The 23,464-nt window shown below is 64.9% G+C and carries 21 protein-coding genes; 11 read left to right on the top strand and 10 right to left on the bottom strand.

Going from position 1 to position 23,464, the window contains the following annotated elements; translation table 11 throughout:
• Position 1: 1 nt before the first annotated feature.
• Genes V5734_RS05790 through V5734_RS05775 form a run of 4 tightly spaced genes read right to left on the bottom strand, consistent with a single transcriptional unit; the run spans position 2 to position 4,507 of the window.
• Positions 2–922 carry a glycosyltransferase family 2 protein gene (locus tag V5734_RS05790; protein ID WP_347312553.1) on the bottom strand — a complete coding sequence of 307 codons (921 nt, stop codon included), beginning with the start codon at positions 920–922 and terminating at the stop codon, positions 2–4.
• A gap of 48 nt (positions 923–970) precedes the next feature.
• Positions 971–1,990 (bottom strand): glycosyltransferase, encoded by a 1,020-nt coding sequence (locus tag V5734_RS05785; RefSeq protein ID WP_347312552.1) that lies wholly within the window; start codon positions 1,988–1,990, stop codon positions 971–973.
• Entirely contained in the window at positions 1,987–3,534 is a 1,548-nt protein-coding gene (locus tag V5734_RS05780; protein ID WP_347312551.1) for a hypothetical protein, read from the bottom strand. Before V5734_RS05780 ends, V5734_RS05785 begins: the two co-directional genes overlap by 4 nt.
• On the bottom strand, positions 3,527–4,507 hold the full coding sequence (locus tag V5734_RS05775) for a UDP-glucuronic acid decarboxylase family protein (RefSeq protein ID WP_347312550.1): 981 nt from the start codon (positions 4,505–4,507) through the stop codon (positions 3,527–3,529). The genes V5734_RS05780 and V5734_RS05775 overlap by 8 nt, the downstream gene beginning before the upstream one ends.
• 755 nt (positions 4,508–5,262) lie before the next feature.
• Between V5734_RS05775 and rfbC the strand changes: the two genes are divergently transcribed.
• The 5 genes from rfbC to V5734_RS05750 are packed head-to-tail and all read left to right on the top strand — an operon-like array spanning position 5,263 to position 9,300.
• Positions 5,263–5,826 carry a dTDP-4-dehydrorhamnose 3,5-epimerase gene (gene rfbC / locus V5734_RS05770; RefSeq protein ID WP_347312549.1) on the top strand — a complete coding sequence of 188 codons (564 nt, stop codon included), beginning with the start codon at positions 5,263–5,265 and terminating at the stop codon, positions 5,824–5,826.
• A gap of 2 nt (positions 5,827–5,828) precedes the next feature.
• Positions 5,829–6,866: a dTDP-glucose 4,6-dehydratase gene (gene rfbB / locus V5734_RS05765; RefSeq protein ID WP_347312548.1), complete on the top strand. Its 1,038-nt coding sequence runs from the start codon at positions 5,829–5,831 to the stop codon at positions 6,864–6,866.
• Positions 6,863–7,732, top strand: coding sequence for a dTDP-4-dehydrorhamnose reductase (gene rfbD / locus V5734_RS05760; protein ID WP_347312547.1), 870 nt, complete (start codon positions 6,863–6,865; stop codon positions 7,730–7,732). Before rfbB ends, rfbD begins: the two co-directional genes overlap by 4 nt.
• Positions 7,729–8,631, top strand: coding sequence for a glucose-1-phosphate thymidylyltransferase RfbA (gene rfbA / locus V5734_RS05755; RefSeq protein WP_347312546.1), 903 nt, complete (start codon positions 7,729–7,731; stop codon positions 8,629–8,631). Before rfbD ends, rfbA begins: the two co-directional genes overlap by 4 nt.
• Before the next feature lie 3 nt (positions 8,632–8,634).
• Positions 8,635–9,300, top strand: coding sequence for a hypothetical protein (locus tag V5734_RS05750; RefSeq protein ID WP_347312545.1), 666 nt, complete (start codon positions 8,635–8,637; stop codon positions 9,298–9,300).
• 3 nt (positions 9,301–9,303) lie between these two features.
• Here the strand turns inward: V5734_RS05750 and V5734_RS05745 are convergent, their stop codons facing one another.
• The 3 genes from V5734_RS05745 to V5734_RS05735 are packed head-to-tail and all read right to left on the bottom strand — an operon-like array spanning position 9,304 to position 11,851.
• On the bottom strand, positions 9,304–10,062 hold the full coding sequence (locus tag V5734_RS05745; protein WP_347312544.1) for a LamB/YcsF family protein: 759 nt from the start codon (positions 10,060–10,062) through the stop codon (positions 9,304–9,306).
• A complete protein-coding gene (locus V5734_RS05740; protein WP_347312543.1) occupies positions 10,059–11,093 on the bottom strand; it encodes a biotin-dependent carboxyltransferase family protein in 1,035 nt (344 codons plus the stop codon). The genes V5734_RS05745 and V5734_RS05740 overlap by 4 nt, the downstream gene beginning before the upstream one ends.
• The gene (locus V5734_RS05735; protein WP_347312542.1) at positions 11,090–11,851 is read right to left on the bottom strand and encodes a 5-oxoprolinase subunit B family protein; all 762 of its coding nucleotides are present in this window, start codon (positions 11,849–11,851) and stop codon (positions 11,090–11,092) included. Before V5734_RS05735 ends, V5734_RS05740 begins: the two co-directional genes overlap by 4 nt.
• A gap of 235 nt (positions 11,852–12,086) precedes the next feature.
• Between V5734_RS05735 and V5734_RS05730 the strand changes: the two genes are divergently transcribed.
• Both V5734_RS05730 and V5734_RS05725 read left to right on the top strand, forming a co-directional pair.
• Positions 12,087–13,205, top strand: coding sequence for an efflux RND transporter periplasmic adaptor subunit (locus V5734_RS05730; RefSeq protein ID WP_347312541.1), 1,119 nt, complete (start codon positions 12,087–12,089; stop codon positions 13,203–13,205).
• 3 nt (positions 13,206–13,208) lie between these two features.
• Entirely contained in the window at positions 13,209–16,316 is a 3,108-nt protein-coding gene (locus V5734_RS05725; RefSeq protein WP_347312540.1) for an efflux RND transporter permease subunit, read from the top strand.
• A 14-nt stretch (positions 16,317–16,330) separates the two neighbouring features.
• Here V5734_RS05725 and V5734_RS05720 read toward each other — a convergent pair whose 3' ends face one another.
• The 3 genes from V5734_RS05720 to V5734_RS05710 all read right to left on the bottom strand — a co-directional run bounded on the left by V5734_RS05720 (position 16,331) and on the right by V5734_RS05710 (position 19,927).
• Positions 16,331–16,492, bottom strand: coding sequence for a hypothetical protein (locus V5734_RS05720; protein WP_347312539.1), 162 nt, complete (start codon positions 16,490–16,492; stop codon positions 16,331–16,333).
• 339 nt (positions 16,493–16,831) lie between these two features.
• Complete coding sequence (locus V5734_RS05715; protein ID WP_347312538.1) at positions 16,832–19,078, bottom strand: NADP-dependent isocitrate dehydrogenase; 2,247 nt, start codon at positions 19,076–19,078, stop codon at positions 16,832–16,834.
• A gap of 165 nt (positions 19,079–19,243) precedes the next feature.
• Complete coding sequence (locus tag V5734_RS05710) at positions 19,244–19,927, bottom strand: fumarylacetoacetate hydrolase family protein (protein ID WP_347312537.1); 684 nt, start codon at positions 19,925–19,927, stop codon at positions 19,244–19,246.
• Between the two features lie 170 nt (positions 19,928–20,097).
• Here V5734_RS05710 and V5734_RS05705 point away from each other — a divergent pair, with 170 nt between their 5' ends.
• The 4 genes from V5734_RS05705 to V5734_RS05690 all read left to right on the top strand — a co-directional run bounded on the left by V5734_RS05705 (position 20,098) and on the right by V5734_RS05690 (position 23,461).
• Positions 20,098–20,793, top strand: coding sequence for a FadR/GntR family transcriptional regulator (locus V5734_RS05705; protein WP_347312536.1), 696 nt, complete (start codon positions 20,098–20,100; stop codon positions 20,791–20,793).
• Between the two features lie 87 nt (positions 20,794–20,880).
• Positions 20,881–21,855, top strand: coding sequence for an ABC transporter substrate-binding protein (locus V5734_RS05700; RefSeq protein WP_347312535.1), 975 nt, complete (start codon positions 20,881–20,883; stop codon positions 21,853–21,855).
• A 60-nt stretch (positions 21,856–21,915) separates the two neighbouring features.
• Entirely contained in the window at positions 21,916–22,674 is a 759-nt protein-coding gene (locus V5734_RS05695) for an ABC transporter permease (RefSeq protein WP_347312534.1), read from the top strand.
• A complete protein-coding gene (locus V5734_RS05690; RefSeq protein ID WP_347313581.1) occupies positions 22,661–23,461 on the top strand; it encodes an ABC transporter ATP-binding protein in 801 nt (266 codons plus the stop codon). Before V5734_RS05695 ends, V5734_RS05690 begins: the two co-directional genes overlap by 14 nt.
• Positions 23,462–23,464: the final 3 nt, after the last annotated feature.

The following is a 23,464-nucleotide window of genomic DNA, read 5'->3' as shown; positions in this document are numbered from 1 at the left end:
GTCAAGGCCTCAGATGCAGGCGCGAGATCATGTCGGCGATCAGTCCGAGCGACCAGATGATCAATGCCGACAGGAACGCGAAGATCGTCGTTTCGGAGAGGTTGTCCATCCAGACGTCGTAGATGAACTTCACCCCACCCAAGGCCATCAAACCGAGGCCGAGGGGAATGAAGACCCGGAGCGGGTTGAACAGCACCGTCATCCTCAGGACGAGGATGATGAAGTTGATGAAATCGACAGGGCGGATCTTCGACTTGCCCACCCGCTTGCCGTACTCGATCGGCGTATAGATCATCCGTTTGCCGTTGCACGACATGCAGAGCGTGATCGTCGTGGTAAATGAAAACTTCTGCGGCAGAAGCGGGATGAACGGCACCAGTTCCGACTTGCGGAAGACGCGCAACCCGGAATTGAGGTCGTTGAGCTTCCGCTCGGCCAGGAACGACGCGAAGGTGTTCAGCACCCACTTCGCGGGCTTCCTGATCCAAGGAACGTTCTTCATCGCCGCCCCGCGGTCGCCGACGACCATGTCCTGATCGCGGCACAGTGCCAGCATTTCCGGCAGGTAGCGCGGCGGATAGGTGCCGTCGGCGTCGATGATCGCGACATATTCGTGCTGCGCGCGCTTGATGCCGCGCTTCAGGCTCGCGCCGTAGCCGGTATTGACCTGGTTGCTGTCGACGATCACGCCGGTCTGGCGGGCGATTTCCAGCGTGTCGTCCTCCGACCCGTCATCGACGACGATGATCTCGTAGGGAATACCCAGGGGCTCCAGCGCCGCGCGGACGTCCTCGATGGTCGCGCGCACCGCGCCTTCCTCGTTATAGGCGGGGATCACGACGCTCAGCGACATGCCGTCGACGTCGGACACCAGCGACATCGCTTCGCCCGTATCGGCCATCCTGTCTTCCATATCCTTCATTCCCTTCACCCGTACCCTTTCGCGTTCCGCCCCCGTCTTTCCTGTGCCTCACGGCACGTGCAGCCGGTTCTTCACGCCGAGCACATGATATTCGAACAGGCACCAGACGAAGGCGGCCGCCGAATAGACGTAGTAGACTTGATGATAGAGAAGCGCCCGCGCGGCAAAGCCGACGCCTCCGTTCACGTAGAGAAACCGCGCGAATCCCCAGTTCGCCGCGACCGCCAGCGCCATGAGGCCGAGCGTCACCGGCCAAAGCGCCGGTGCGAACGGCAGCGCGACGATCGACAGAAGCAACAGCCCCGCGATCCCGGCCTTCGCCTTTTCCGCATGGCTTGTATTGAGATCGTTCGCGACACCTTCGCGCGAGATCATCAGCCGGGACCAAGGCAGTGCCCGGCGGAAGATATCGGTGTGGATCGCGTTCTTCGGGGTCCAAACCTTCAGGTGCTTGCCGTGCAGCGTCGGGTCGAGAACGATCCGCCCGCCGGCGCGGCGGATCCGGTAGCCAAGCTCGATATCCTCGATCGAGGGCACCTTGTAGGTATCCACGTCGAACCCGCCGATGCGGCGGAATACGTCCTTTCTCACAGCGCCGCAGCCCGCCCAGAAGGTTCGGGCATCGCGCTCCGCCGTCTGGTGGTAGAAACGGTGCATCAGGTTCTTGTAGCGCGAGAACCAGGGCGCCCCGTCCGGCGCTGCGTCGTACGATCCGAAGACGGCGGCGACCCCGGGATCGGCAAACGCCGACTGGAGTTTCAGCGCGCCGTCCTCCCAGGCGATCACATCGCTGTCGACGAACCAGAGGACGTCGCCAACCGCGTGTTCGGCCGCCAGGTTGCGCGCCAGCCCCGGCCCGCCATTCCGCGGCGTCGTCAGCACTTTCGCGCCGAGGCTCCGCGCGACATCCGCCGTCGCGTCCGGAGACTGATCGTCCACGACGAGGATCTCGGCAACCTCGCCGCGCGCCTGCATCGCCAGAAGCGGCGCCAGCACGCGCGGCATCAGCGCCTCGGCCCGGTAGGCCGGCATCACGACCGAAATCGTCACGGCACCGGCTGGCGTCATCCCCGCACCTCCGTCGCGGCATCGAACTGGCGGGCCCTTCGGGCGAAGACCACCATCACCGTCGCGATCAGCGGCAAGAGCCAGATCACCCGCGCCCCGTAGCGGGTCGAGGGTTGCGAGATGCCGCCACAGACCAGCGCGTTCGCGAGGATTCCGAGGATCACCATGACCGCGAGGGCCTTGACCTCACCGGGCACCCTGCGCGGCAGGAGGACGAGCGCGAGGATCACGACCAGCGACAGGACATAAAAGATTTCGTGCCATGCCGTCAGCGGGCCGAGCCAGCTGGTATCGCGGGTAATCCGGCCGTGGTCGAAGGTACTGAAGGCAAGGCCGCTGACATCTTCGTTCTGCGCCACGATCTTGTCGGTGGGGATCGTCAGATCGACCGCCACCCAGCCCGACTGGATGAAGGTGTTCTTGAGAAACGCCATGAACGTCGCCACCGGCTGATCCTTCAGGACATCGAAGAAGAACCCGATCTGGTCATCGGCGACGGCTTTCTGATCCTCGGGCGTCATCAGCCGGAAAGAGCCCAGCCGGGCAGACGTCTCGAAGACGATATGGCTCGCGGTAATGCGGTAGGGGTCGTCCGACCATTGAAGGGCCGCATGAAGCTTGCAGGTCGGGATGTTTTCGTCCGGGCAATGCTTGTCGAGATAGGTCATGCCGGGCCCGTCCTGGATGAGCCGGGCGGTGATGTAGGGCTTGATGACGACCTCTGCATCCGACATCGCCTTGGCGGCGGAGCGAAGGACGCTTTGCTCGGCAAATCCGATACCGACAATGACGAGCACCAGCGCCGGCGGCAGCCACCAACGCCGCCGCGACAGGATCACCGCGACAAGCGCCGAGACCGGCACCATCAGCACCCCGATCGCGAGGTGCGACAGGTGCGAGACGATCGCGAGCGAGCCGAGCGCCACCGCGAGAAGAACCTCCCACGGCCGCATCTGACGGCTGAATACCGTCAGCGTCGCCACCACGAGGAGGAGGACCGGCGCGAACGTGTCGGGCATGAGATAGGCGATGAAGAACGGCAAGGACCCGAGCGACGCCACGATGACCGGCATCGCCACCGCCTGCGAGACGGGCACCGGCAATCCCCATCGCCGTGCGGCGACACGCATGGGCAGCCAGAGCGCGACCAGAACGGCGGCGACGTTCAGGAGGATCAGGCCTTCGATCGCGTGAAGCCGGGCCATGATCCCGGTCAGCAGCGCATAGACGCTCGACCGCGATCCGTCGACCGTGTTCTCGGCCTCGATCTCCGCCATGTCGGGTTTGGCAAGCCCTGCGGCAGCATTCGCCGCCCGTTCGGCCTCCTGTTTCTCGATCCGCGCGGCAAGGGGCGATTCGCCCCTGATCCCGAGCTGCCGGAGCGCGGTGTGCCCTTGCGAGATGTAACCGACGGTGTCGAAGTAGAAGAGAGGCCGGCCGTTCACGAGGAACACGCTGAGACAGGCCAGCACCGCCAGCGCGATCCAGAGAACCGCGCGCCCGAAGCTCGGGCGGTCCGCCACCGATCCGTTGCGCTCAGCCATTGCTGCGCCCTCCTGGCTCCTGCAACTCCTCGCGGAGCGCGGTGAAATAGGCAATCGTCCGGGTCAACCCGTCACGAAGCTTGACCTCCGGCTTCCAACCAAGGGCGCGGCGGGCAAAGCCGATGTCGGGCTGGCGTTGAACCGGATCGTCATGCGGCAAGGGTTCGTACACCAGCTTCGATGTCGACCCGGTCAGTTCGATCACCGCCTCGGCGAGTTCGCGGATCGACATTTCGACCGGGTTGCCGATGTTCATCGGCCCGGTGATGTCGTCGCCGGTTTCCATCAGCCGGATCAAGGCCTCGATCAGGTCATCGACAAAGCAGAACGACCGGGTCTGGCTGCCGTCCCCGTAGATGGTGATCGGCTCGCCCGCCAAAGCCTGCATGATGAAGTTCGAGACGACGCGGCCATCCTGCGGATGCATCCGCGGCCCGTAGGTGTTGAAGATACGTGCGACCTTGATGCGCAACCTGTGCTGGCGGTGATAGTCGAAGAACAGCGTCTCGGCGCAGCGCTTGCCCTCGTCGTAGCAGGACCGGAACCCGATCGGGTTGACGTTGCCCCAATAGGCCTCGGCCTGCGGATGCACGGTTGGATCGCCGTAGACTTCGGATGTCGAGGCCTGGAGGATCTTCGCGCGCAACCGCTTGGCCAGCCCAAGCATGTTGATGGCGCCGTGGACCGATGTCTTCGTCGTCTGCACCGGATCGTGCTGATAATGGATCGGGCTTGCGGGACAGGCGAGATTGTAGATCTCGTCGACCTCTACATAGAGCGGGAAGGTCACGTCATGGCGCATGATCTCGAACCGCGGATTGCCGATCAGATGCGCGACATTCGCCCGGCGGCCGGTGAAGTAGTTGTCGATGCAAAGAACGTCGTGCCCTGCGTCGATCAGCCGCTCGCAGAGATGCGAACCAAGAAACCCGGCGCCACCGGTGACGAGTATACGCTTGGAGATGACACTCATCGTCCGCCTTCCTCCTTGCATCCGCCGGCGCGGCGCCCTCTCCGACTGCCGCCCTCCGGCGGCAGGCCATCCTCGTCCCAACTTGCTTGACGCAGGGCAGACGATGTCCGGCCCCTGCTCCCATGCCGATCTGACAAGATTATGGCATGCCGCACCGCAGCGCGAGGATTTTCCGCGACCAAAGCAAGGCGCATCTGCCAGCCATTCGGGAAATTCCCGAACGGTGCGCATCGGGTCACGGCCGGATCGCCGGCCCATTCGTTAAACGCCTCGGTCATCAAATCGCTTCCCAGTTCGACGGGCGTCCGCCTCACCCCGCTGCGGTGGCGCGGGCGCTCCCGCCAACCGCCTGTCAGCCGCCTCAAGTCGCTCAATCGTCAATACCTTATCAAAACCACCGCCGGCATCCGCTCCGGCGCAACCGAGAATCCTGACCACCCCGCCGCCCAGTGAGGCACCTTGCCGGCGTCGGTTCTACCAGCAAGTCCGCGCCTTGGCACGAAATCCCCGGTTTCACCGCCCCCCGGTTTCCCCGTCATCCACCACCCGACGGATCGCTCAGGACTAATGACAATGGCGAAACAATCGCACCCGGGCTTGAAGAGCGCAATGCCGCAATTCCTGCCCTCTCGCGCAACTTTCCCGCCACGATGCCCGTTCGGGCGGGCATTTGCCGCCGCGCGACGGGCAGCGCCCCTTTCGCATTTGTCTGCAAGGGGTTAAGATCCCGCGTCGCAATTCGAGATCGAGCACACATGTTGATTGAAGAGACCGGGCTGCCCGGCGTTTTGATCCTCACGCCGCGCCGCTTCGGCGACGCCCGCGGCTGGTTTTCGGAGGTGTGGAACCGCCAGGCCCTGGCGGATGGGGGCATCACACTGGATTTCGTGCAGGACAATCATTCCTATTCCCGCGATGCAGGCACGGTGCGCGGTCTCCACTTCCAGTCGCCGCCGCATGCCCAGGCAAAGCTTGTGCGCTGCGGGCGCGGCCGCGTCCTCGACGTTGCGGTCGATATCCGCAACGGTTCTCCGGATTTCGGGACATGGACGGGGGTGGAACTGTCGGCCGAGAACGGCAGGCAGCTCCTGATCCCGGCCGGCTTCCTGCACGGCTTCGTCACCCGGGAACCCGACAGCGAGATCCTCTACAAATGCTCGGACTTCTACGCGCCCGACTGCGACAGGGCGGTGCGGTTCGACGATCCCGATCTCGGCATCGACTGGGGCATCGACCCGGTGGAGGCGATTCTGTCCGACAAGGACCGTGCCGCACCACTGTTCCGCAATTTCGCCACACCCTTCGTCTACGAGGCCTGAGCATGAAACTCTTGGTCACAGGCGGTGCCGGATTCATCGGCTCGGCGGTCGTGCGCCACGCGGTGCGCGCCGGGCATTCCGTCGTGAACCTCGACAAGCTGACCTATGCCGGCAGCCTGACCAACGTGGCTGTGGTCGCCGACAGCCCACTTTATGCCTTCGAACAGGCCGATATCTGCGACCGTAGGACGGTGGACCGCATCCTTGCGGAGCACAGGCCCGACGCGATCATGCACCTCGCCGCCGAAAGCCATGTCGACCGCTCGATCGACGGCCCGGCCGCCTTCATCGAAACCAACATCACCGGCACCTACACGATGCTGGAAGCCGCCCGCGCTTACTGGACCGCCGCCGGGAAGCCCGCGACCTTCCGCTTTCACCATATCTCGACCGACGAGGTTTTCGGCTCGCTCGGCGCCACCGGCAAGTTCACCGAAGACACGCCTTACGATCCGCGCTCGCCCTATTCCGCGTCGAAAGCATCGTCCGACCATCTGGTGCGGGCCTGGCACGAAACCTACGGCCTGCCGGTCGTGCTGACCAACTGTTCGAACAATTACGGGCCCTATCATTTCCCCGAAAAGCTGATCCCTGTGGTGATCCTCAAGGCCCTCGCCGGTGCGCCCATCCCGATCTACGGTAAGGGCGACAACATCCGCGACTGGCTCTTCGTCGAGGACCACGCCGAGGCGCTCCTGCTCGTCGTCGAGAAGGGCGCAGCGGGCCGCAGCTACAATATCGGCGGCGAGAACGAGGCGACGAACCTCGAGCTTGTCGAGAAGATCTGCGCCATCCTCGACGCCAAGCGCCCCGGCAACGAGCCCTACGCCGAACAGATCGCCTTCGTCGCCGACCGCCCCGGCCATGACCGGCGCTATGCCATCGACCCGAGCCGGATCCGCGCAGAACTCGGGTGGCGGCCGTCAGTGACGCTCGACGAGGGGTTGGAACGGACCGTGGACTGGTTCCTCGACCACGAAGACTGGTGGCGCGCGCTGCAGGACCGCGACGGCGTCGGAAAAAGGCTCGGGACGGGATGAAGGCGCTGGTTTTCGGCACGACCGGCCAGCTCGGGATCGAGCTCGCCCGCCGCGCGCCCCGAGGGGCCGCTCTGATCGCGCTCGGGCGCGAGGTGGCCGACCTGACACAGCCCGGGGCTTGCGCCGCCCTCATTGCCACCGCCACCCCCGACATCGTGATCAACGCCGCCGCCTACACGGCGGTGGACGCAGCCGAAAGCGACCGCGAGACGGCGCATCTGGCAAACACCACGGCGCCCGGCGCGATGGCCCGCGCGGCCACCCAAGCCGCCATACCCTTCCTCCATGTCTCGACCGATTACGTCTTCGACGGCACCGGCACCCGCCCTTGGCGCGAAGACGATCCGGTCGCCCCCCTCGGGGCCTATGGCCAGACCAAGCTCGACGGGGAACGCGCCATCGCGGCGGCCGGCGGGCCCCATGCGATCCTGCGTACGTCGTGGGTCTTTTCGGCCCATGGCAAGAACTTCGTGAAGACGATGCTGCGGCTCGGGGCGGAGCGCGACACGCTCTCGGTCGTTGACGACCAACGTGGTGGGCCGACGGCGGCGGCCGACATCGCGGATGCGCTCTGGACCATTGCGACGGCGTTCCGGGACGGGCGCGGGCAAAGCGGCCTTTTCCATTTTTCGGGCGCTCCGACCGTCAGCTGGGCCGATTTCGCCGACGCGATCTTCGACCGCGCCACCCTGCCCCACCGCCCAGTGGTCGCCCGCATTCCGACCTCCGCCTATCCGACGCCCGCGAAACGCCCGGCGAATTCGGCGCTCGACTGCTCGCGCATCCGGGCCGTCTATGGCATAGAACAACCCGACTGGCGGCGCAGCCTGTCGGAGGTGATCCGCGAACTGGAGGCGAGTGGATGAGCGACACGGCACGCAAGGGCATCATTCTCGCGGGCGGGTCGGGCACGCGCCTCTATCCGATCACGCATTCCGTGTCGAAGCAGATGCTGCCGCTCTACGACAAGCCGATGATCTACTATCCGCTGTCGGCGCTGATGCTCGCGCGGATCCGCGAGGTGGCGATCATCTCCACCCCGCGCGACCTGCCGCAGTTCAGGGCGCTGCTCGGCGACGGCTCGGCCTGGGGAATGCGCTTCGACTATATCGAGCAGCCCTCGCCCGACGGCCTCGCCCAAGCCTATCTTCTCGCCGAGGATTTCCTCGCCGGTGGTCCCTCTGCGATGGTCCTTGGCGACAACGTCTTTTTCGGCGAGGGGCTGTCGGCCAAGCTCCGCGCGGCCGATGCCCGCGCGACCGGCGGCACCGTCTTCGGCTACCGCGTCTCGGACCCGGAGCGCTACGGCGTGGTGGAATTCGACCGGGAGGGGCGTGTCCTCTCCATCGTCGAGAAACCGGAAAAGCCCAAGAGTTCCTACGCGGTGACCGGCATCTACTTTCTCGACGCAGAGGCCCCCGCCCGGGCCAAGACGATCAAGCCCTCCCCGCGCGGAGAACTGGAGATCACCGACCTTCTCAACCTCTACCACGGCGCGGGCGAACTGAACGTCGAAACCCTCGGCCGCGGCTTCGCCTGGCTCGACACCGGCACCCACGAAAGCCTGCTCGAAGCCGCCGAATTCATCCGCACCATAGAGGAGCGGCAGAACCTCAAGGTCGGCTGCCCGGAAGAGATCGCGTTCCTCAACGGCTGGATCGACGAGACGCGGTTGGCCGCCCTCGCCCAGCCCTATCTCAAGACGCAATACGGCCGCTATCTGGAACGCATCGCCAAGGACCCGGACCTAGCGCGACGGGGGTGAAGCGTGAAGCCGAACGAACGCGCAGAACGGGTCAGTGCCAGGATATCTGGCTGGCCAAGACCCTTGCGGATCACCTTCACAGTTTGGGCGCTAGTTGCTTCGTTAGGCTTCTTCTTCTCGCTCCCGCTTGCGATCATGTTCGCCTTGTTCGACGCTCCATCCGTCCTTTCTGCGGGGCCTATCCCGGCCATGGTGGATCGACATTTGATTCTTGTGTGTCTCATCTTCGGCTTACCCTTTGGCCTTCTGCTTCTCCTTGCCGAGAAGCGCTCAGACCGGGGCACCTGGCGCGAGAAGCTGCAGCGCGGGTTTCTCGCGACCGCGCCGGCAGTCTTCATCTTGGTTTTCGGGTTGCTATCGGCATCCACGATCTTGGACGGATTGGCCGTAGCCACGAACGCCGTTTCAAAGCCATCACCGAAATCATGGTCGCTAGAGATCTCCGGGACGAAGCTTCACGCAGGAGACAGAGGTTGCCGAAAGGATCTCTATTTTGAGGACCCTATTGCCCCGGAACACAGATCCAAGCTCTGTGTCTATTCACTCGACCCGCTGTTCCAAGCTCGGGCAGGCGATATTCTTCATCTTACGGGAAGGCCCGGCCCCTTCGGCATCACCTACCGGCGCGACGATCGAGTTCTAGAGCGGGCCAGCGAAGTAACCCGCTGAATTTCAAAGCCCCGCCACCGTCACCGCCGCGCCTTCCAGCGCTGCCCGCACCGCCCGCGCGATCTCGACCGCCTCGGCGGTGTCCCCATGCAGGCAGATCGTGTCGATGCGCGTCGGGATGCGTTTGCCGCTTTCCGCTATGATCGCGCCGGCCTTCACCATCTCCACCATGCGCTCTGCCGCGCGGGCCGGATCGTGGATCACCGCGCCCGGCTTCCGGCGGTCCACGAGCGTCGCGTCGTCCTCGTAGGCGCGGTCGGCGAAGATCTCGTGCGCCACGGCACAGCCAAGCGCCTTCGCCGCGCGCTCCTGCTGCGTCGCGGCCAGCACCATTACGACCAGATCGGGTTGCACGCCCAGCGCCGCCTCGTAGCAGATCCGCGCCATAGCCTCGTCCTCGGCGGCCATGTTCGCCAGCGCGCCGTGCAGTTTCAGATGCCTGAGCCGGCCACCGACAGAAGCGGCGATCGCCGCCGCCGCCCCGACCTGGTAGCGCACGATGTTGGCAAGCGTGGTGTGCGGCAGGTCCATCCTGCGCCGTCCGAAGCCCTGAAGGTCGGGAAAGCCCGGATGCGCGCCGATCCCCACCCCGTTCTCGACGGCAAGGCGCATGGTCCGCGCCATCACGTCCGGGTCGCCAGCATGGAACCCGCAGGCGACATTGGCCGAGGTGACGATCCGCAGAAGCGCCGCGTCGTCGCCCATCGGCCAAGGGCCATATCCCTCGCCCATGTCCGAATTCAGATCCACACTACGGGTCATTCGCAATCCTCCTCGTTCAGATCGTCCCCCGCCGTCACGCCGCCGACAAGCTGATAGGACAGAAGATCGGTCATCGCGGCCGGATCGCGCAGCAACGGCCGGATCGCCGCGGCGAGCCGCCTGGCCTCGCCCTCGCGCCGCTGCCGGTATTCAGCGAGCGCCTCGTCGAGATCGACGAACCGGAACCGCAACCGTGTGCCGGGCGCGGCTTGGGCGACGATGGGCAGGTCGTCCGGCACAACCGTGCCGATCCTCGGATATCCGCCCATCGTCTGGCACTCGGGCAAGAGAACGTAGGGCGTGCCGTCACCGGTCATCTGGATGTCGCCCGGCACGATGATCTCCGACAGGATGTTGAGCTGTCCCGCGCCCGCGAAGGGTTCCCCGTCATGGACAAGGCGCACACCCTGCCGGTTGCCGCGCGTGTCGCGGACGAAATCGGTGGCTGCGAGCCGCTGTCGGTCCTCGGTCGCGAAAAGCGCGGTCTGCGCCGACGGCACGATCCGCACCGTTCCGCCCCGGAACCGGTCCGCCACCTCGATGAGAAGCCCCGGCCGCGCGCCGTGCGACATGACCCCGACCGGCAGCCGCTCTCCCGCCGCGACCGGAGCGCCGAGCCCGACCGTCAGATGTGCCGCGCGGCTGCCCAAGCGAAGGGGGGTCGCAAACCCGCCGGCGACGTGAAGATAGCCGTAGACGCCGGATTCCGCCGCGCCGATGACAAGACGCTGGCCCGTCCTGAGCGCGTGGCTCGCGTTCCAGACCAGTGGCGCCCCGTCGAGCAGAGCCCGCATCGGCGCCCCGGTGAGCGCGACGACAAGATCGCCCTCTGCCTCGAACGTCCCGCCGATCCCGGCCATTTCGAGCGCCGCGCAGTCGGCGGGCTGGCGCAAGAGCGCCGCGCCCTCGGCAAGCGCCAGAAGATCGGCCGCGCCGCCCCGCGACAGCCCCTCGGCCAGCCAGCCGGGCCGGCCGCGATCCTGGATGGTCATCCCCGGCCCCGCAGTCCGCACCATCAGCGCCGCGCTCATTCCAGCGCCTCCGACCAGGCCCCGCCGCCGTCGGGATCCTCGCCCCGCAAGCGGTCCAGCTTATCTGCCGAAACGGCGTGGAACTGCACCTCGTCCCCGGCGCGGAGCGGGAACGGACTGTCGGCCTCGGGTCGAAAACCGCGGAACCCGGTCTGGCCGACATGGCGCCAGCCCGTCGGGGTCGGGATCGGGAAGATGATCAGCTGCCGGACGGCAACGATAACCGAGCCCGCCGGCACGATGGGCGTCAGCTCCGTCTGGCGAGGGATGTCCCAGTGCTTTCGCAAAAACCCCATATAGGGCAGGCCCGGCGCGAACCCGATGGTGAGAACCCGAACTGGCCGCGCGGTCAGGTCCGCCACCGCCGCCTCCGGCGACAATCCCGCGAGGGAGGCGGCCTCCTCCAGCTGCGGCGCCTCCGGCCCGCCGAAGAGCGCAGGTATGTGCCAAAGCCGGCGACCGGTGGGGAGCGCTTCGGCATACCAGTCGCGGCCGGCCAGCATCGCGGCCACGCGCTCGGCCAGCGCGGCATGACCGGTCAGCTGCGGGTCGAACCGCAGGAAGACCGAGCCGAGCGAGGTGGCGCTTTCCTCGACGCCGTCCCATGCCTCGGCCTCGACCGCCGCGCGGAACGCAAGGGCCGCCCGGTTGGCCGCGTCATCCATAAGGTCCGAGAACCGCACCAGCATGCCCGACAGTCCCATCGGCACCGCGTGCGGAAACCGGGCAGGAGCGACGATGTCTTGGGGGGATGGCACGCTTTCAGGCTCCGTCCGCGAGTTTCGAACAGTTGAGCGCATCGACGCCTGTGCGGCAAGAGGCGTACCGGTCCGAACGGGGATATGCATCCGGGTTACCCCGTTTCGAAAACTTGCAATGCCATATTGAACTTTCCCGTTCACTTATCAGATAATGAGCGCGACAGACAGTTACAGGAACGATCCCCATGTTTTCTGGTGGGGCCCGACGTTCCGAATTCAGGATTTCAATTTGATGGCTTGGCGTTTCAAAGGCCACAAGATCACGGCCGCAGTCGTTCTCATTGCCGCGGCCGCATGGGTCGGCACCGGAAAATTTGCCTCGGTCGGCAGCGAGGAAGCGCATGCCGCGCAGCCCGCACCCCAGACCAAAGATGCCAGCGGCACTCCCGGCAGCGCCCTTCGGACCGTGGCGGCGATCACACCGGTCTTCAAGGATCACGCGCGCGAGATCCGCATTTCGGGCGTGACCGGCGCAGACAAGCGGGCGGTTCTTGCCGCAAGGTCGAGTGGCGTCATCTCTTCGCTCGCCATCACCCAGGGCGACGCAGTGGACGCTGACCAGATCGTCATGACCATCGAAGGCGCCGACGTGACGGCCGCCGTGACCACCGCGGAGGCGACGCTCGCCCAGCGCGCGCAGGAGCTTGAGGTCGCCGAGAAACTTTTCAAGAGCGGCAATACCGCCGAACTTCAGCTGATCAAGGTCCGCGCCGACAAGGCCGCCGCCGAAGCCGCCCTCAGCCAGGCAGAGGCCGCCGCCGATCGCCTGAACCTCCGCGCGCCCTATGCCGGCGTCGTCGACAGTGTCGATGTCGAGCTTGGCGAATGGGTGCAGACCGGCACACCGATCGCGACCCTCCTTGCGCTCGATCCCATCGTGATGCGCGCCGAGGTCAGCGAACTTGACGTCGGCTTCGTCGCGGTCGGAGACCGGGCCAGCGTCCGGCTCGTCAACGGGCAGGTGATGGAGGGCACGGTCCGCCACCTCGCGCGCGAAGCGACGGCGGAGACCCGGACCTTCCCGATCGAGGTGGCGCTGCCCAACCCCGACCGCACCGTTCCCTCGGGCATGACGGCCGAGGTCAGCCTCTATACCAAACCCGAGCGCTCCGTCACCGTGCCCCGCTCCATCATCACCCTGTCCGAGGATGGCGAGATCGGCCTCCGCGTCGTCGGCCCGGACAATGTCGCCCGCTTCGCCGCCATCGAACTGATCGACGACACCGCCGAAGGCCTCGTCGTCAAGGGCGTGCCCGAGGATGTCCGCATCGTCGTGTCCGGCCAGGACCTCGTCCGCGACGGCGAGACCGTGGCCGTCAAGGACGCCACCGCGGCCACGGGCGGGAACTGAACCATGGGATTGGTCGAAACCGCCATCCGCAATGCGCGGCTGACGATCTCCGTTCTCGTCTTCCTGATGCTGGCGGGGGCGCAGGCCTATGTCACGATCCCGAAAGAGGCCGAGCCCGACATCCAGATCCCGATCATCTATGTCAGCCTCGGCTATCAGGGCATCTCGCCCGAGGATAGCGAGCGGCTTCTGCTCCGCCCGATGGAAACTTCGCTGAAGACCATCGCCGGGATCAAGGAAATGACGTCGACCGCCTATCAGGGTGGCGGCAACGTCCTGCTGGAATTCCAGGCGGGCGCCGACCTGAAGAAGGCGCTCGACGATGTACGCTCGAAGGTTTCAGAGGCCAAGCGCGACCTTCCGGACGGTGCCGATGAGCCGACGGTGAACGAGGTCAACATCTCCGAATTCCCGGTCCTCGTGGTCACGCTGTCGGGCGAGGTTCCGGAGCGTGTCCTGACCCGGGCGGGCCGCGAGCTCCGCGACCGGATCGAGGAAATTCCGGGTGTGCTCGACGCCACGTTGCAGGGCGTGCGCGAGGACCTCGTCGAGGTCATCATAGATCCCGCCAAGCTGTCCTCCTACGGGCTGCGGCCGGACACGCTCATCGCCGGCGTGGCCGCCAACAACCAGCTCATCGCGGCAGGCGCCCTGGAAGGTGCCGAGGGGCGCTATGCGATCAAGGTGCCGTCGCTGATCGAGACGGTGGAAGACGTCGCCAACCTTCCCGTCATCTCCAACGGCACCGCCATTGTCCGTGCCCGCGACCTTGCCGCAATCCGCGCGACCTATAAGGACCCCGAGACGATCACCCGGCTCGACGGCAACCCGGCCATCGCCATCGAAGTGTCGAAGCGCACCGGCTCCAACCTGATCGAGACGGTGGACAAGGTGAAGGAGGTCACGACAGAATTCCAGAAGCTCCTGCCCGAGGGCACAATCGTGTCGTTCAGCCAGGACAAGTCCACCGACATCCGCCAGCTTCTGACGGATCTTCAGAACTCGGTCCTGACGGCGGTGATCCTCGTCTTCATCGTGATCCTCTACGCGCTCTCGGGCCGGGCCTCGCTGCTCATCGGCCTCGCCATCCCGGCTTCGTTCCTGATCGGCATCCTTGGGCTGCAACTGGCCGGATTGACCGTCAACATCGTCGTCCTCTTCAGCCTGATCCTTGCCGTCGGCATGCTCGTCGACGACGCGATCATCGTCACCGAATACGCCGAACGGCGGATGGCGGAGGGCATGGGCAAGCGCGAGGCCTTCGCGCTGGCGTCGCACAAGATGACCGGCCCGGTGCTCGCGGCGACCGCGACGCGGGTCGCGGCCTTCTCGCCGCTCCTCTTCTGGCCGGGGATCGTCGGCGAGTTCATGAAATACATGCCGATCACGCTGATCGCGACGCTCTCGGCCTCGCTGGTCTACGCGCTCTACTTCGCGCCGACACTTGGCGCGATCATCGCCAAGCCGGTGAAGGAAGAGGACCGCAGCCGCAACAGCCTCTACATGCGCTTCGTCGCCCGCGCGATCCGGCACCCGATCCTGGTGACGGTCACGGCGCTTGCGACGCTGGTCGCGGTTCCCTATGCCTACGGCATCTACGGCAAGGGGGTGGAGTTCTTCCCGAACGTGGAACCTGAATACGGTCTCCTCTACGTCCATGCCCGGGGCAATCTCTCCATCGAGGAAAAGGACGCCCTGACGCGGCAGGCGGAGGAACGCATCCTCGGCTGGCCCGGCATCAAGACCGTCTACACCCGCTCGGGCAAGGGCCAGGCCGCCGGCAACGAAGTCGCCGCCGACGTGGTGGGCGTGATCCAGTATGAATTCGTCGATTGGCGGGAACGGAAGAACGCCAACGCGATCCTCGCCGACCTGCGGGTGGCGATGGAAGGTATTCCCGGCGCCGATATCGAGGTCTCCGTGCCGCAGGCCGGCCCGCCCACGGGTAAGGCGATTCAGGTGCGGCTCTCGGCCGCCGATCCCAGAGGCCTTTCTGTGGCTGCGCGCGGCGTTGCTGATGAATTGGCGAAGAGCCCTTACATCATAGACGTCGACAACGGTCTTCCCCCACCGGGCGTCGACTGGGAATTGCAGATCGACCGCGCGGCGGCCGCCCGCTATGGCGTCTCGCCCGCGTCGGTCGGGGCGGTGGTGCAGCTCGTCACCAACGGGCTGAAGCTGTCGGACTTCCGCCCCGCTGGGACCGACGATGCGGTGGATATCGTCCTCCGGCTGCCCAAGGATCAGCGCACCATCTCGGATCTCGACCAGCTCCGCGTAGAGACCGCCGCCGGCCCCGTGCCGATATCCAACTTCGTCTCGCGCGTGGCGGCACCCACGACGGGAACGCTGACCCGCATCGACGGCGCTCGCACCGTAACCGTGCAGGCCAACATCCGCGAAGGCGTGCAGGCCGACCCGATCCGACAGGGCGTGGCCGCCGCGCTAGACGAGGCTGGGTTTGAGGAAGTGGGCATCCGCTGGTCCATGGCCGGCGAGGATGAGGAACAAGCCGCCGCCGGCGCCTTCCTCGCCAAGGCCTTCGCGGCGGCGATGTTCCTGATCTTCGTCGTGCTTCTGGCCCAGTTCAACCGCTTCATCTCGGTCGGGCTGATCTTCACCGCCGTCATCATGTCGACGATCGGGGTCTTCCTTGGCCTCATGATCATGGGCCAGCCCTTCGGCATCGTCATGACCGGCATCGGGATCATCGCGCTCGCCGGGGTCGTCGTGAACAACAACATCGTGCTGATCGACACCTACGACACGCTGCGGCGCGAGGGGATGAACAAGGTCGATGCGATCCTTGAGACCTGCCACGAACGCGCCCGTCCGGTCGTGCTGACCGCCGTCACCGCGATCCTCGGCGTCCTGCCGATCGCCTTCGGCTTCAACCTCGAGATCATGAGCCATGAGACGACATACGGCGCACCGTCCACGCAGTGGTGGATTTCGCTCTCCTCGGCCATCGTCTTCGGCCTCGCTTTCGCGACGATCCTGACGCTGGTGGTGACGCCGTCGTTGCTGATGCTGACTTCGCGGGGCGACAAACCCCGACAGAAGCGCCGCTGGTTCGGGCTGAGGAAAGCGGCTGTCAGCCCGGCGGAGTGACGTGTCGGGCGGGCCTAACGCGCCAGCAGAAGGATCAGGCCCGCGAGCCCGAGCATTTCGAGGACCGGGAAGACGGTGAGAGACCGGTTCGCGATCCGCATGAAGCTGCGGACGAACCCGGCGAAGGCATGGAATGAACCGGGCGCGGCCCGGCAAATTCGGTGATGCGCGCTCAAGGCTTGCGGGTTCCGTGCCGACGGATCGGGCATTGAGGCCAGGCGCGGCAACAATAGCTCGCCTTTTCTCGGATTTTCCATAAAAAACCTAACACTCTCAATACACTAGACACGTGATATCACCACCATCCAGTCGATTTGAGAAGTTGTCTTTTTCGAACAGGAGTGTTTCCCGATCCATACCGGCGCCGAGCGGCGACACCGGCTCCGCCCGTTTCGTGAGGAAATGCCCGGTCAGGTGCAAGAAACGGAAGACCGCTGGCGGCATCGCGGACATTGGTGCCCGTCGATGCCGGTCAGCGCTTCCGTTTCCCCGAAACTTCGGCGCGTGGCGCGCGCTCAGACCTGCCTGGCTCGCAACCCGTCCACGACGGCGTTGAACGCCTTCGAGGGCCGCATCACCTTCGCCAGTTTCTCGGCGTCGGGATGGTAGTAACCCCCGAGGTCCGCAGGCTTGCCCTGCACCGATGCGAGTTCCGAGAGGATCGTCTTTTCGTCACCGGCAAGCGCGTCGGCGACCTTGCGGAACGTGGCGGCCAGTTCGGCGTCGTCCTTCTGCGCTGCTATGGCCTCGGCCCAGTAGCGGGCGAACCAGTAGTGGCTGTCGCGGTTGTCGGGCCGACCGACTTTGCGATGGGGCGACCGATCATGGTCAAGGATACCTTGCGTCGCCGTATCGACGGCCTTGCCAAGGACGCGCACCTTCGCGTTGCCGCTGGTCTCGGCAAGGAAATTGAAGCTTTCCCCCAGCGCGCAGAATTCGCCGAGTGAATCCCAGCGGAGGTGATTTTCCTCGACCAGCTGCTGAACGTGCTTCGGCGCCGAACCGCCGGCGCCGGTCTCGAACAGGCCGCCCCCGTTCATCAACTTCACGACCGACAGCATCTTGGCAGAGGTCCCGAGTTCGAGGATCGGGAATAGATCGGTGAGGTAATCACGAAGCACGTTGCCGGTGATCGCGATGGAGTTTTCGCCCTTGCGGATCGTCTCCAGCGTCAGGCGGGTCGCATCGCGCGGCGACATGATCTTGAACCTGTCGGCGACGCCCGCCTTTTCAAGGAGCGGTTTCACGAGACCGATGAGAACGGCGTCGTGCGCGCGCGCCTCGTCGAGCCAGAAGATCGCCTGGCAGCCTTCGGCCTTCTGCCGTTCGATGGCGAGCTTCACCCAGTCCTCGATCGGGGCCTTGCGGGTGCTGGCCGACCGCCAGATGTCGCCGGCCTCGACCTCGTGTTGGTGCAACACGTCGCCATTGGCGAGGATCATGCGGACCGTGCCGTCGAACGGAATTTCGAACGTCGTCGGATGCGAGCCGTATTCCTCGGCCTTCTGCGCCATCAGCCCGACGTTCTGCACCGTTCCCGCCGTCCGCGGATCGAGCGCGCCGGTTTCCTTGAAGTAGCGGACCGTCTCGTCATAGACGGGCGCATAGGAGCTGTCGGGGATCACGCAGTTGGTATCGGCTTCCTTCCCGTCCGGACCCCAACCCTTGCCGCCGGCACGGATGAGCGCGGGCATGGAGGCGTCGATGATGACGTCCGAGGGGACGTGCAGGTTGGTGATGCCCTTGTCGGAATTCACCATGTAAAGCGGCGGGCGGTTCGTCAGGGTCGCCTCGACGGCGGATTTGATCTCGGCGGCGCTCGGCATCCCCGCGATGATGTCGAGCATTGCGCCGACGCCGGAATTCGGGTTCACGCCGGCAGCGGCGAGGTCATCGCCGTACTTGTCGAAAACTGGCTGCAGGTAGGCGCGCACCGCGTGGCCGAAGAGGATCGGGTCGGAGACCTTCATCATCGTGGCCTTGAGGTGGAGCGAGAAGAGCGTGCCTTCCGCCTTCGTCGCCTCGATCTGCTCCGCAATGAACGCGTCGAGCGCCTTGGCCGACATGAAGGTCGCATCCACGACGGTTCCGGCCGGATACTGCACCTTGTCCTTCAGGACCTTGACCGTGCCATCCTTGCCGATCAGTTCGATCCGCGCGGCCCCGGCCTGCGCCTCGGACACGATTGCGGATTTCTCGTTGGACGCAAAGTCATTGGCGCCCATCGTCGAGACGCGCGTCTTGCTGTCGACCTTCCAAACGCCCATCGAATGCGGGTTCGCCTTGGCATAGTTCTTCACTGCGACGGCGGCGCGGCGGTCGGAATTGCCCTCGCGCAAGACCGGGTTCACGGCCGAACCCTTGACTGCGTCGTACCGGGCGCGTGCATCTTTCTCGGCTTCGGTGGCCGGATCTTCCGGGTAGTCCGGCAGGTCGTAACCCTGCGCCTGAAGCTCGCTGATCGCGGCGACGAGCTGCGGGGTGGAGGCCGAGATGTTCGGCAGCTTGATGACGTTGGCATCGGCGCTCTTCACGATCTCACCCAGCACGGCCAGATCGTCCGACTGGCGCTGCGCCTCGGTCAGCCGCTCGGGAAACGACGCGATGATGCGCCCGGCAAGCGAGATGTCGCGCGTGCCGATGGTAATGCCCGCGGCGCCCGCGAAGGCGCGGATAACCGGCAGCAGCGAGGCCGAGGCCAGTTCGGGCGCTTCGTCCACTTTCGTATAGATGATGTCGGGGGTCGGTCGGTCGGCCGTCATATCGCGTCATCCTCGTCAATGTTCGGGAGTCGTTCCGGATTGTGTGCGATGGTATACACTGAACTTCCGCCCTCGCACAATGCGTCAAGCGGTCCGGGGCGGGAAACGGCGGCCACACTGGCCCCGCTTCCCGCCCCGGATGCGTTCCTACACCGATTTCCGGATTCAGACCACCTTGACAGTGAGGCTGCCGAGGCCCGCGATGCTGGCTTCCATCGTGTCGCCCCTCACGACCGGCCCGACGCCCGAAGGCGTTCCCGACATGATGATGTCGCCGGGGGCGAGTTCGAAATAGTCGGAGAGGTAGGAGATCATTTCCGGCACCTTCCAGATCATCTGGTTCAGGTCGCCTTCCTGTCGAACCTCGCCATTGATCTTCAGTTCGATCCGTCCTTCGGAAAGATGGCCGGTCTCTGTAACCGGATGCAGCGGGCCGACCGGGGCGGACCGTTCGAAGGCCTTGCCGATTTCCCAAGGGCGCCCAAGCTTCTTCGCCTCGCCTTGAAGGTCGCGCCGCGTCATATCGAGGCCGATGCCATATCCCCAGACGTGATCAAGCGCCTGGTCGAGCGGAATGTTGGTGCCGCCCGATTTCAGGGCGACCACGAGTTCGATCTCGTGATGCACGTCCGAGGTCTTGTCCGGATACGGAAATTCGCCGGACGAATCGAGGTTGCTGGAGTTCTTCTGAAAGAAAAACGGCGGCTCCCGGTCCGGGTCGTGACCCATTTCGACGGCGTGGGCGGCATAGTTGCGGCCAATGCAGTAGATCCGGCGCACAGGGAACGCCCCGCCGCCGGAAACGGCAATGGACGCCACGTCCGGCGCCGGAATCACGAAATTCGTCATCACTATCCTCCCTTTTACGCGACCATGCGCGACTTGGTGCAAAACGTATTGGTTCAGATCAATAGTAGTCAATCGCAATTTTACTTGCACTTGGCGATTCAATTCGCAATGATCCGGCCAATAGACCGGAGATTGGTCGCAACAGTCGATAGATTGGTCAACCAATAGGGATGGATGTGCTGAGCCAATCGAAACCCAACGGTGGCGATCAAGCGATCAGCCAGCTGCAGGAGTTCATCGCCGATGGCGGGTTTGAGCCCGGCTTTCGCCTGCCCCCGGAGCGGGAGCTTTGCGAGCGGCTCGGCATGACCCGGAACGCACTGCGGCGCGCGCTCGACGCGCTGGAGCGGGACGGCGTGATCTGGCGGCACGTCGGCAAGGGCACCTTCGTGTCCGACACCGGCGCCGCCGCAATGGCCGATCCGATGCTCGAACTCGGGCGACAGATCACGCCATTCAAGATGATGCGGGCGCGACTCGCCATCGAGCCCGCCATCGCCCGCGAAGCGGCGGTCAACGCCTCGGGCAAGGCGCTGATGGCGATGCAGCTCGCGATGGAGCGCGCCCATTCCGCGTCGACATGGGCCGTCTACGAAACGCAGGACGATCTCTTTCACCATGCGATCGCCGAAGCGACCGACAACCTGCTGCTGATCGCGCTCTTCAACCAGTTGAACGGCGTTCGCCGAGCCGTGGCCTGGGGCAGCGTCGTGCGCGACAGCCAGCGCCCGCCCTCAGACCATTCAAGTTTCGCAGAACACGAGGCGATCGCGATGGAAATCGCGGGGCGCCGGCCGGAAGGGGCATATGAGGCGATGCGCACTCATCTGAAATCCGTTTCCGAACGTCTGTTCGGAGGCGCCTAGCACAGGAGAAGACTTGCGGCGGGAAAACAGAGCCAAGGGCCGACCACCGCCGCACAAACAGGGCGTGTTTTCTCAGGGAGGAGAAAAATGACTGACATCGTTACGCTTGTAAGAAAATTCGCATGCGCCATTCCGGTTGCCGTCGGGCTGACGGTCAGCGCCGCGCAGGCCGAGCCGATCAAGATCGCGCTTGCCGAAACCCCGTCCGACGAGATGGCTGCCTTCTTCGTGGCCCTCGATCGCGCGAAGGCCAACGGGCTCGACTACGAATGGACGGCATTCGCCGACGAGGAACTCGCCATCCAGGCGGTGCTGAGCGGCCAGATGGACATCGGCTTCGGCACGCCCTACTCGATCATGCAGCGGTCCAAGGCGCCGCTCCGGATCATCTTCCAGCTCTCGAAGCTGAAATTCTTCCCGGTGACGACGATGGATTATGCGTCGCTGAAGGACCTCGACGGTGAGCCGATCATGCTCCATTCGCGCGGCGGCGGCACCGACTCCATCGCCAACGTGATCGAGGAGAAAGAGGGCATGAAGTTCGGCGAGCGGTCTTACGTTCCAGGCTCCGCCAACCGCGTCGTCGCGATGATGGCCGATCAGGCCAAGGCCACGATTCTCGATCTGTCGAACAAGAACAAGATCATCGCAGAGGCGGGCGACAAGTTCCACGTCCTGCCGATGTTCGACGTCGATGCCAGCGACGAGGCGCTTTTCGCCAATCTCGACTGGATCGAGGCGAACGAGGAACAGGTCGACATCTTCGTCAAGGCGCTCCTTAGCACCTGGCGCGATATGACCGCCGATCCGACGATCATCCGGCGGGAAACCAATCCGGACGGCCCGATCGGTCAGCTGCCGAAGGAAATCCTCGACGAACTCGACGGCTTCTACACCGAAGCGGTAGCCGGCGGTCTTTATGATCCGGACGGCGGCGGGCGCAAGGCGGCGGCGGCCGACATGGAATGGTATACCGAGGCGGGCCAGCTCGAAGGCGATCCGGCAAGTCTGAACGTCGAGGACTTCTGGTACTTCAAGCCGCTCGACGCGGCCAGTCAGTAACACTCAGGACGGCTGCGGGCCACTGGCCCGCAGCTTCCCGCCCGCGATGGATACGCCCCCATGAACCGCTCCCTTCTTCTCAAGCTTCTGTCCGCGGTGCTCGTCTTCGGCGCGTGGGAAATCGCCGGGCGCATCCCGATCAGCTACGCCTTTCCGACGTTCCTGGAAGCGATGGAGGCGCTGGCGCGGATGGCCTTCGACGGCACGCTTCTGCACGCCTATGCCGAGACACTGAAACCGCTCGTCCTCGGTGTGGCGATCTCGGCCATCCTCGGGATCGGTTTCGGCCTCTGGATCGGTCTCAGCGCCCGCTCGGAATGGTTCTTCTCGCCGATCTTCATCGTGATGCAGGCGGCCCCCCTTGCCGCGCTGATCCCGCTTCTGGTCATGGCCTACGGGATCGGGCTGACCTCCAAGGTGTTCGTCGTGGGGATCATGGCGATGCCGGTCATCGTATTGAACACCGCCAGTGCGGTGCGGAACACGCCCGTGTCCTTGAAGGAGATGGGGCAATCCTTCCTGGCGAACGACCGCCAGATCCTGCTCAAGATCGTCATCCCCGCGGCCTCGCCCGTCATCTTCTCCGGCCTTCGCCTCGGCGTCTCGGCGGGCTTCATCGGCGCGATCCTCGCCGAACTGAAGATCACCCCGACCGGGGTCGGCGACATCATCAGCTACAGCCGCTCCATCGCCGACTATCCCAGCATGTACGCGGCCATCTTCTCCATCATCCTGCTTGCGGTTGTTTTCCTCAACCTCCTCGAAAAGCTGGAAGATTTCTTGTTCGAAGGAAACAACCGTGGTTATGTCTCAGACTGACAGCTCCTTTGCCGACGCCCGGAAGCTCGAGCCCGAAAGCGCGGTTTCGGTGCGCGGCGTTTCGAAGAACTACGGATCCGTCGAGGCGCTGAAGAACATGTCGCTGGAATTTCCGCGCGGGCAGCTCACCTCGCTTCTCGGGCCGTCGGGATGCGGCAAGACCACGCTTCTGAAGATCATCGCCGGCCTCATCCCCGCCGATACGGGCACGATCGAGGTGGGCGGCAAGGCGATCACCGGCCCCGGCGACGACCGCGCCTTCGTCTTTCAGGATTTCGCTCTGCTGCCTTGGGCGAATGTCCTGCGCAATGTCGCCTTCGGCCTCGAACTGCGCGGCGTGCCGAAATCCGAACGCGAGGCGAAGGCCGAGAAATACATCGCCAATGTCGGCCTTTCGGGTTTCGAGAAAAGCTTTCCGCACGAATTGTCGGGCGGGATGCGGCAACGGGTCGGCCTCGCGCGGGCGCTCTCGGTGGACTCGCAGGTCCTACTGCTCGATGAACCGTTCTCGGCCGTCGACGAACAGACCCGCCGCAAGTTCCAGGAAGATCTCCTGTCGCTCGTCGAGCACGAGAACAAGACCTTCATCTTTGTCACCCACTCCATCGAAGAGGCGGTCTATGTTTCCGACCAGATCGCCATCCTCCTGCCGCGACCGAGCCGCGTGTCCGAGATCATCCGCCCGTCGAGCTTCCGCAACAAGGGGGTGGAGAATATCCGCCGCGATCCGGAATACCTCGACATCGTGGATGAGATCTGGGCCTCGCTGCGCAGCTACGTGGAGTAAGCG

Source organism: Defluviimonas sp. SAOS-178_SWC, assembly GCF_039830135.1.
Classification (GTDB): Bacteria; Pseudomonadota; Alphaproteobacteria; order Rhodobacterales; family Rhodobacteraceae; genus Albidovulum.
Note: the sequence above shows the minus strand (reverse complement) of the source record. Positions and strands in the feature narration are given on the sequence as shown.

What these genes read in the sequence shown, in the direction of transcription:
- V5734_RS05715 (WP_347312538.1), bottom strand. Translation starts at nt 19,078, where the DNA reads ATGACGGCCGACCGACCGACCCCCGACATCATCTATACGAAAGTGGAC.
- V5734_RS05790 (WP_347312553.1), bottom strand. Translation starts at nt 922, where the DNA reads ATGAAGGATATGGAAGACAGGATGGCCGATACGGGCGAAGCGATGTCG.
- V5734_RS05690 (WP_347313581.1), top strand. Translation starts at nt 22,661, where the DNA reads ATGTCTCAGACTGACAGCTCCTTTGCCGACGCCCGGAAGCTCGAGCCC.
- V5734_RS05700 (WP_347312535.1), top strand. Translation starts at nt 20,881, where the DNA reads ATGACTGACATCGTTACGCTTGTAAGAAAATTCGCATGCGCCATTCCG.
- V5734_RS05710 (WP_347312537.1), bottom strand. Translation starts at nt 19,927, where the DNA reads ATGACGAATTTCGTGATTCCGGCGCCGGACGTGGCGTCCATTGCCGTT.
- rfbC (WP_347312549.1), top strand. Translation starts at nt 5,263, where the DNA reads ATGTTGATTGAAGAGACCGGGCTGCCCGGCGTTTTGATCCTCACGCCG.
- V5734_RS05730 (WP_347312541.1), top strand. Translation starts at nt 12,087, where the DNA reads ATGGCTTGGCGTTTCAAAGGCCACAAGATCACGGCCGCAGTCGTTCTC.
- V5734_RS05785 (WP_347312552.1), bottom strand. Translation starts at nt 1,990, where the DNA reads ATGACGCCAGCCGGTGCCGTGACGATTTCGGTCGTGATGCCGGCCTAC.
- rfbB (WP_347312548.1), top strand. Translation starts at nt 5,829, where the DNA reads ATGAAACTCTTGGTCACAGGCGGTGCCGGATTCATCGGCTCGGCGGTC.
- V5734_RS05705 (WP_347312536.1), top strand. Translation starts at nt 20,098, where the DNA reads ATGGATGTGCTGAGCCAATCGAAACCCAACGGTGGCGATCAAGCGATC.
- rfbD (WP_347312547.1), top strand. Translation starts at nt 6,863, where the DNA reads ATGAAGGCGCTGGTTTTCGGCACGACCGGCCAGCTCGGGATCGAGCTC.
- V5734_RS05725 (WP_347312540.1), top strand. Translation starts at nt 13,209, where the DNA reads ATGGGATTGGTCGAAACCGCCATCCGCAATGCGCGGCTGACGATCTCC.
- V5734_RS05740 (WP_347312543.1), bottom strand. Translation starts at nt 11,093, where the DNA reads ATGAGCGCGGCGCTGATGGTGCGGACTGCGGGGCCGGGGATGACCATC.
- V5734_RS05745 (WP_347312544.1), bottom strand. Translation starts at nt 10,062, where the DNA reads ATGACCCGTAGTGTGGATCTGAATTCGGACATGGGCGAGGGATATGGC.
- V5734_RS05780 (WP_347312551.1), bottom strand. Translation starts at nt 3,534, where the DNA reads ATGGCTGAGCGCAACGGATCGGTGGCGGACCGCCCGAGCTTCGGGCGC.
- V5734_RS05695 (WP_347312534.1), top strand. Translation starts at nt 21,916, where the DNA reads ATGAACCGCTCCCTTCTTCTCAAGCTTCTGTCCGCGGTGCTCGTCTTC.
- rfbA (WP_347312546.1), top strand. Translation starts at nt 7,729, where the DNA reads ATGAGCGACACGGCACGCAAGGGCATCATTCTCGCGGGCGGGTCGGGC.
- V5734_RS05775 (WP_347312550.1), bottom strand. Translation starts at nt 4,507, where the DNA reads ATGAGTGTCATCTCCAAGCGTATACTCGTCACCGGTGGCGCCGGGTTT.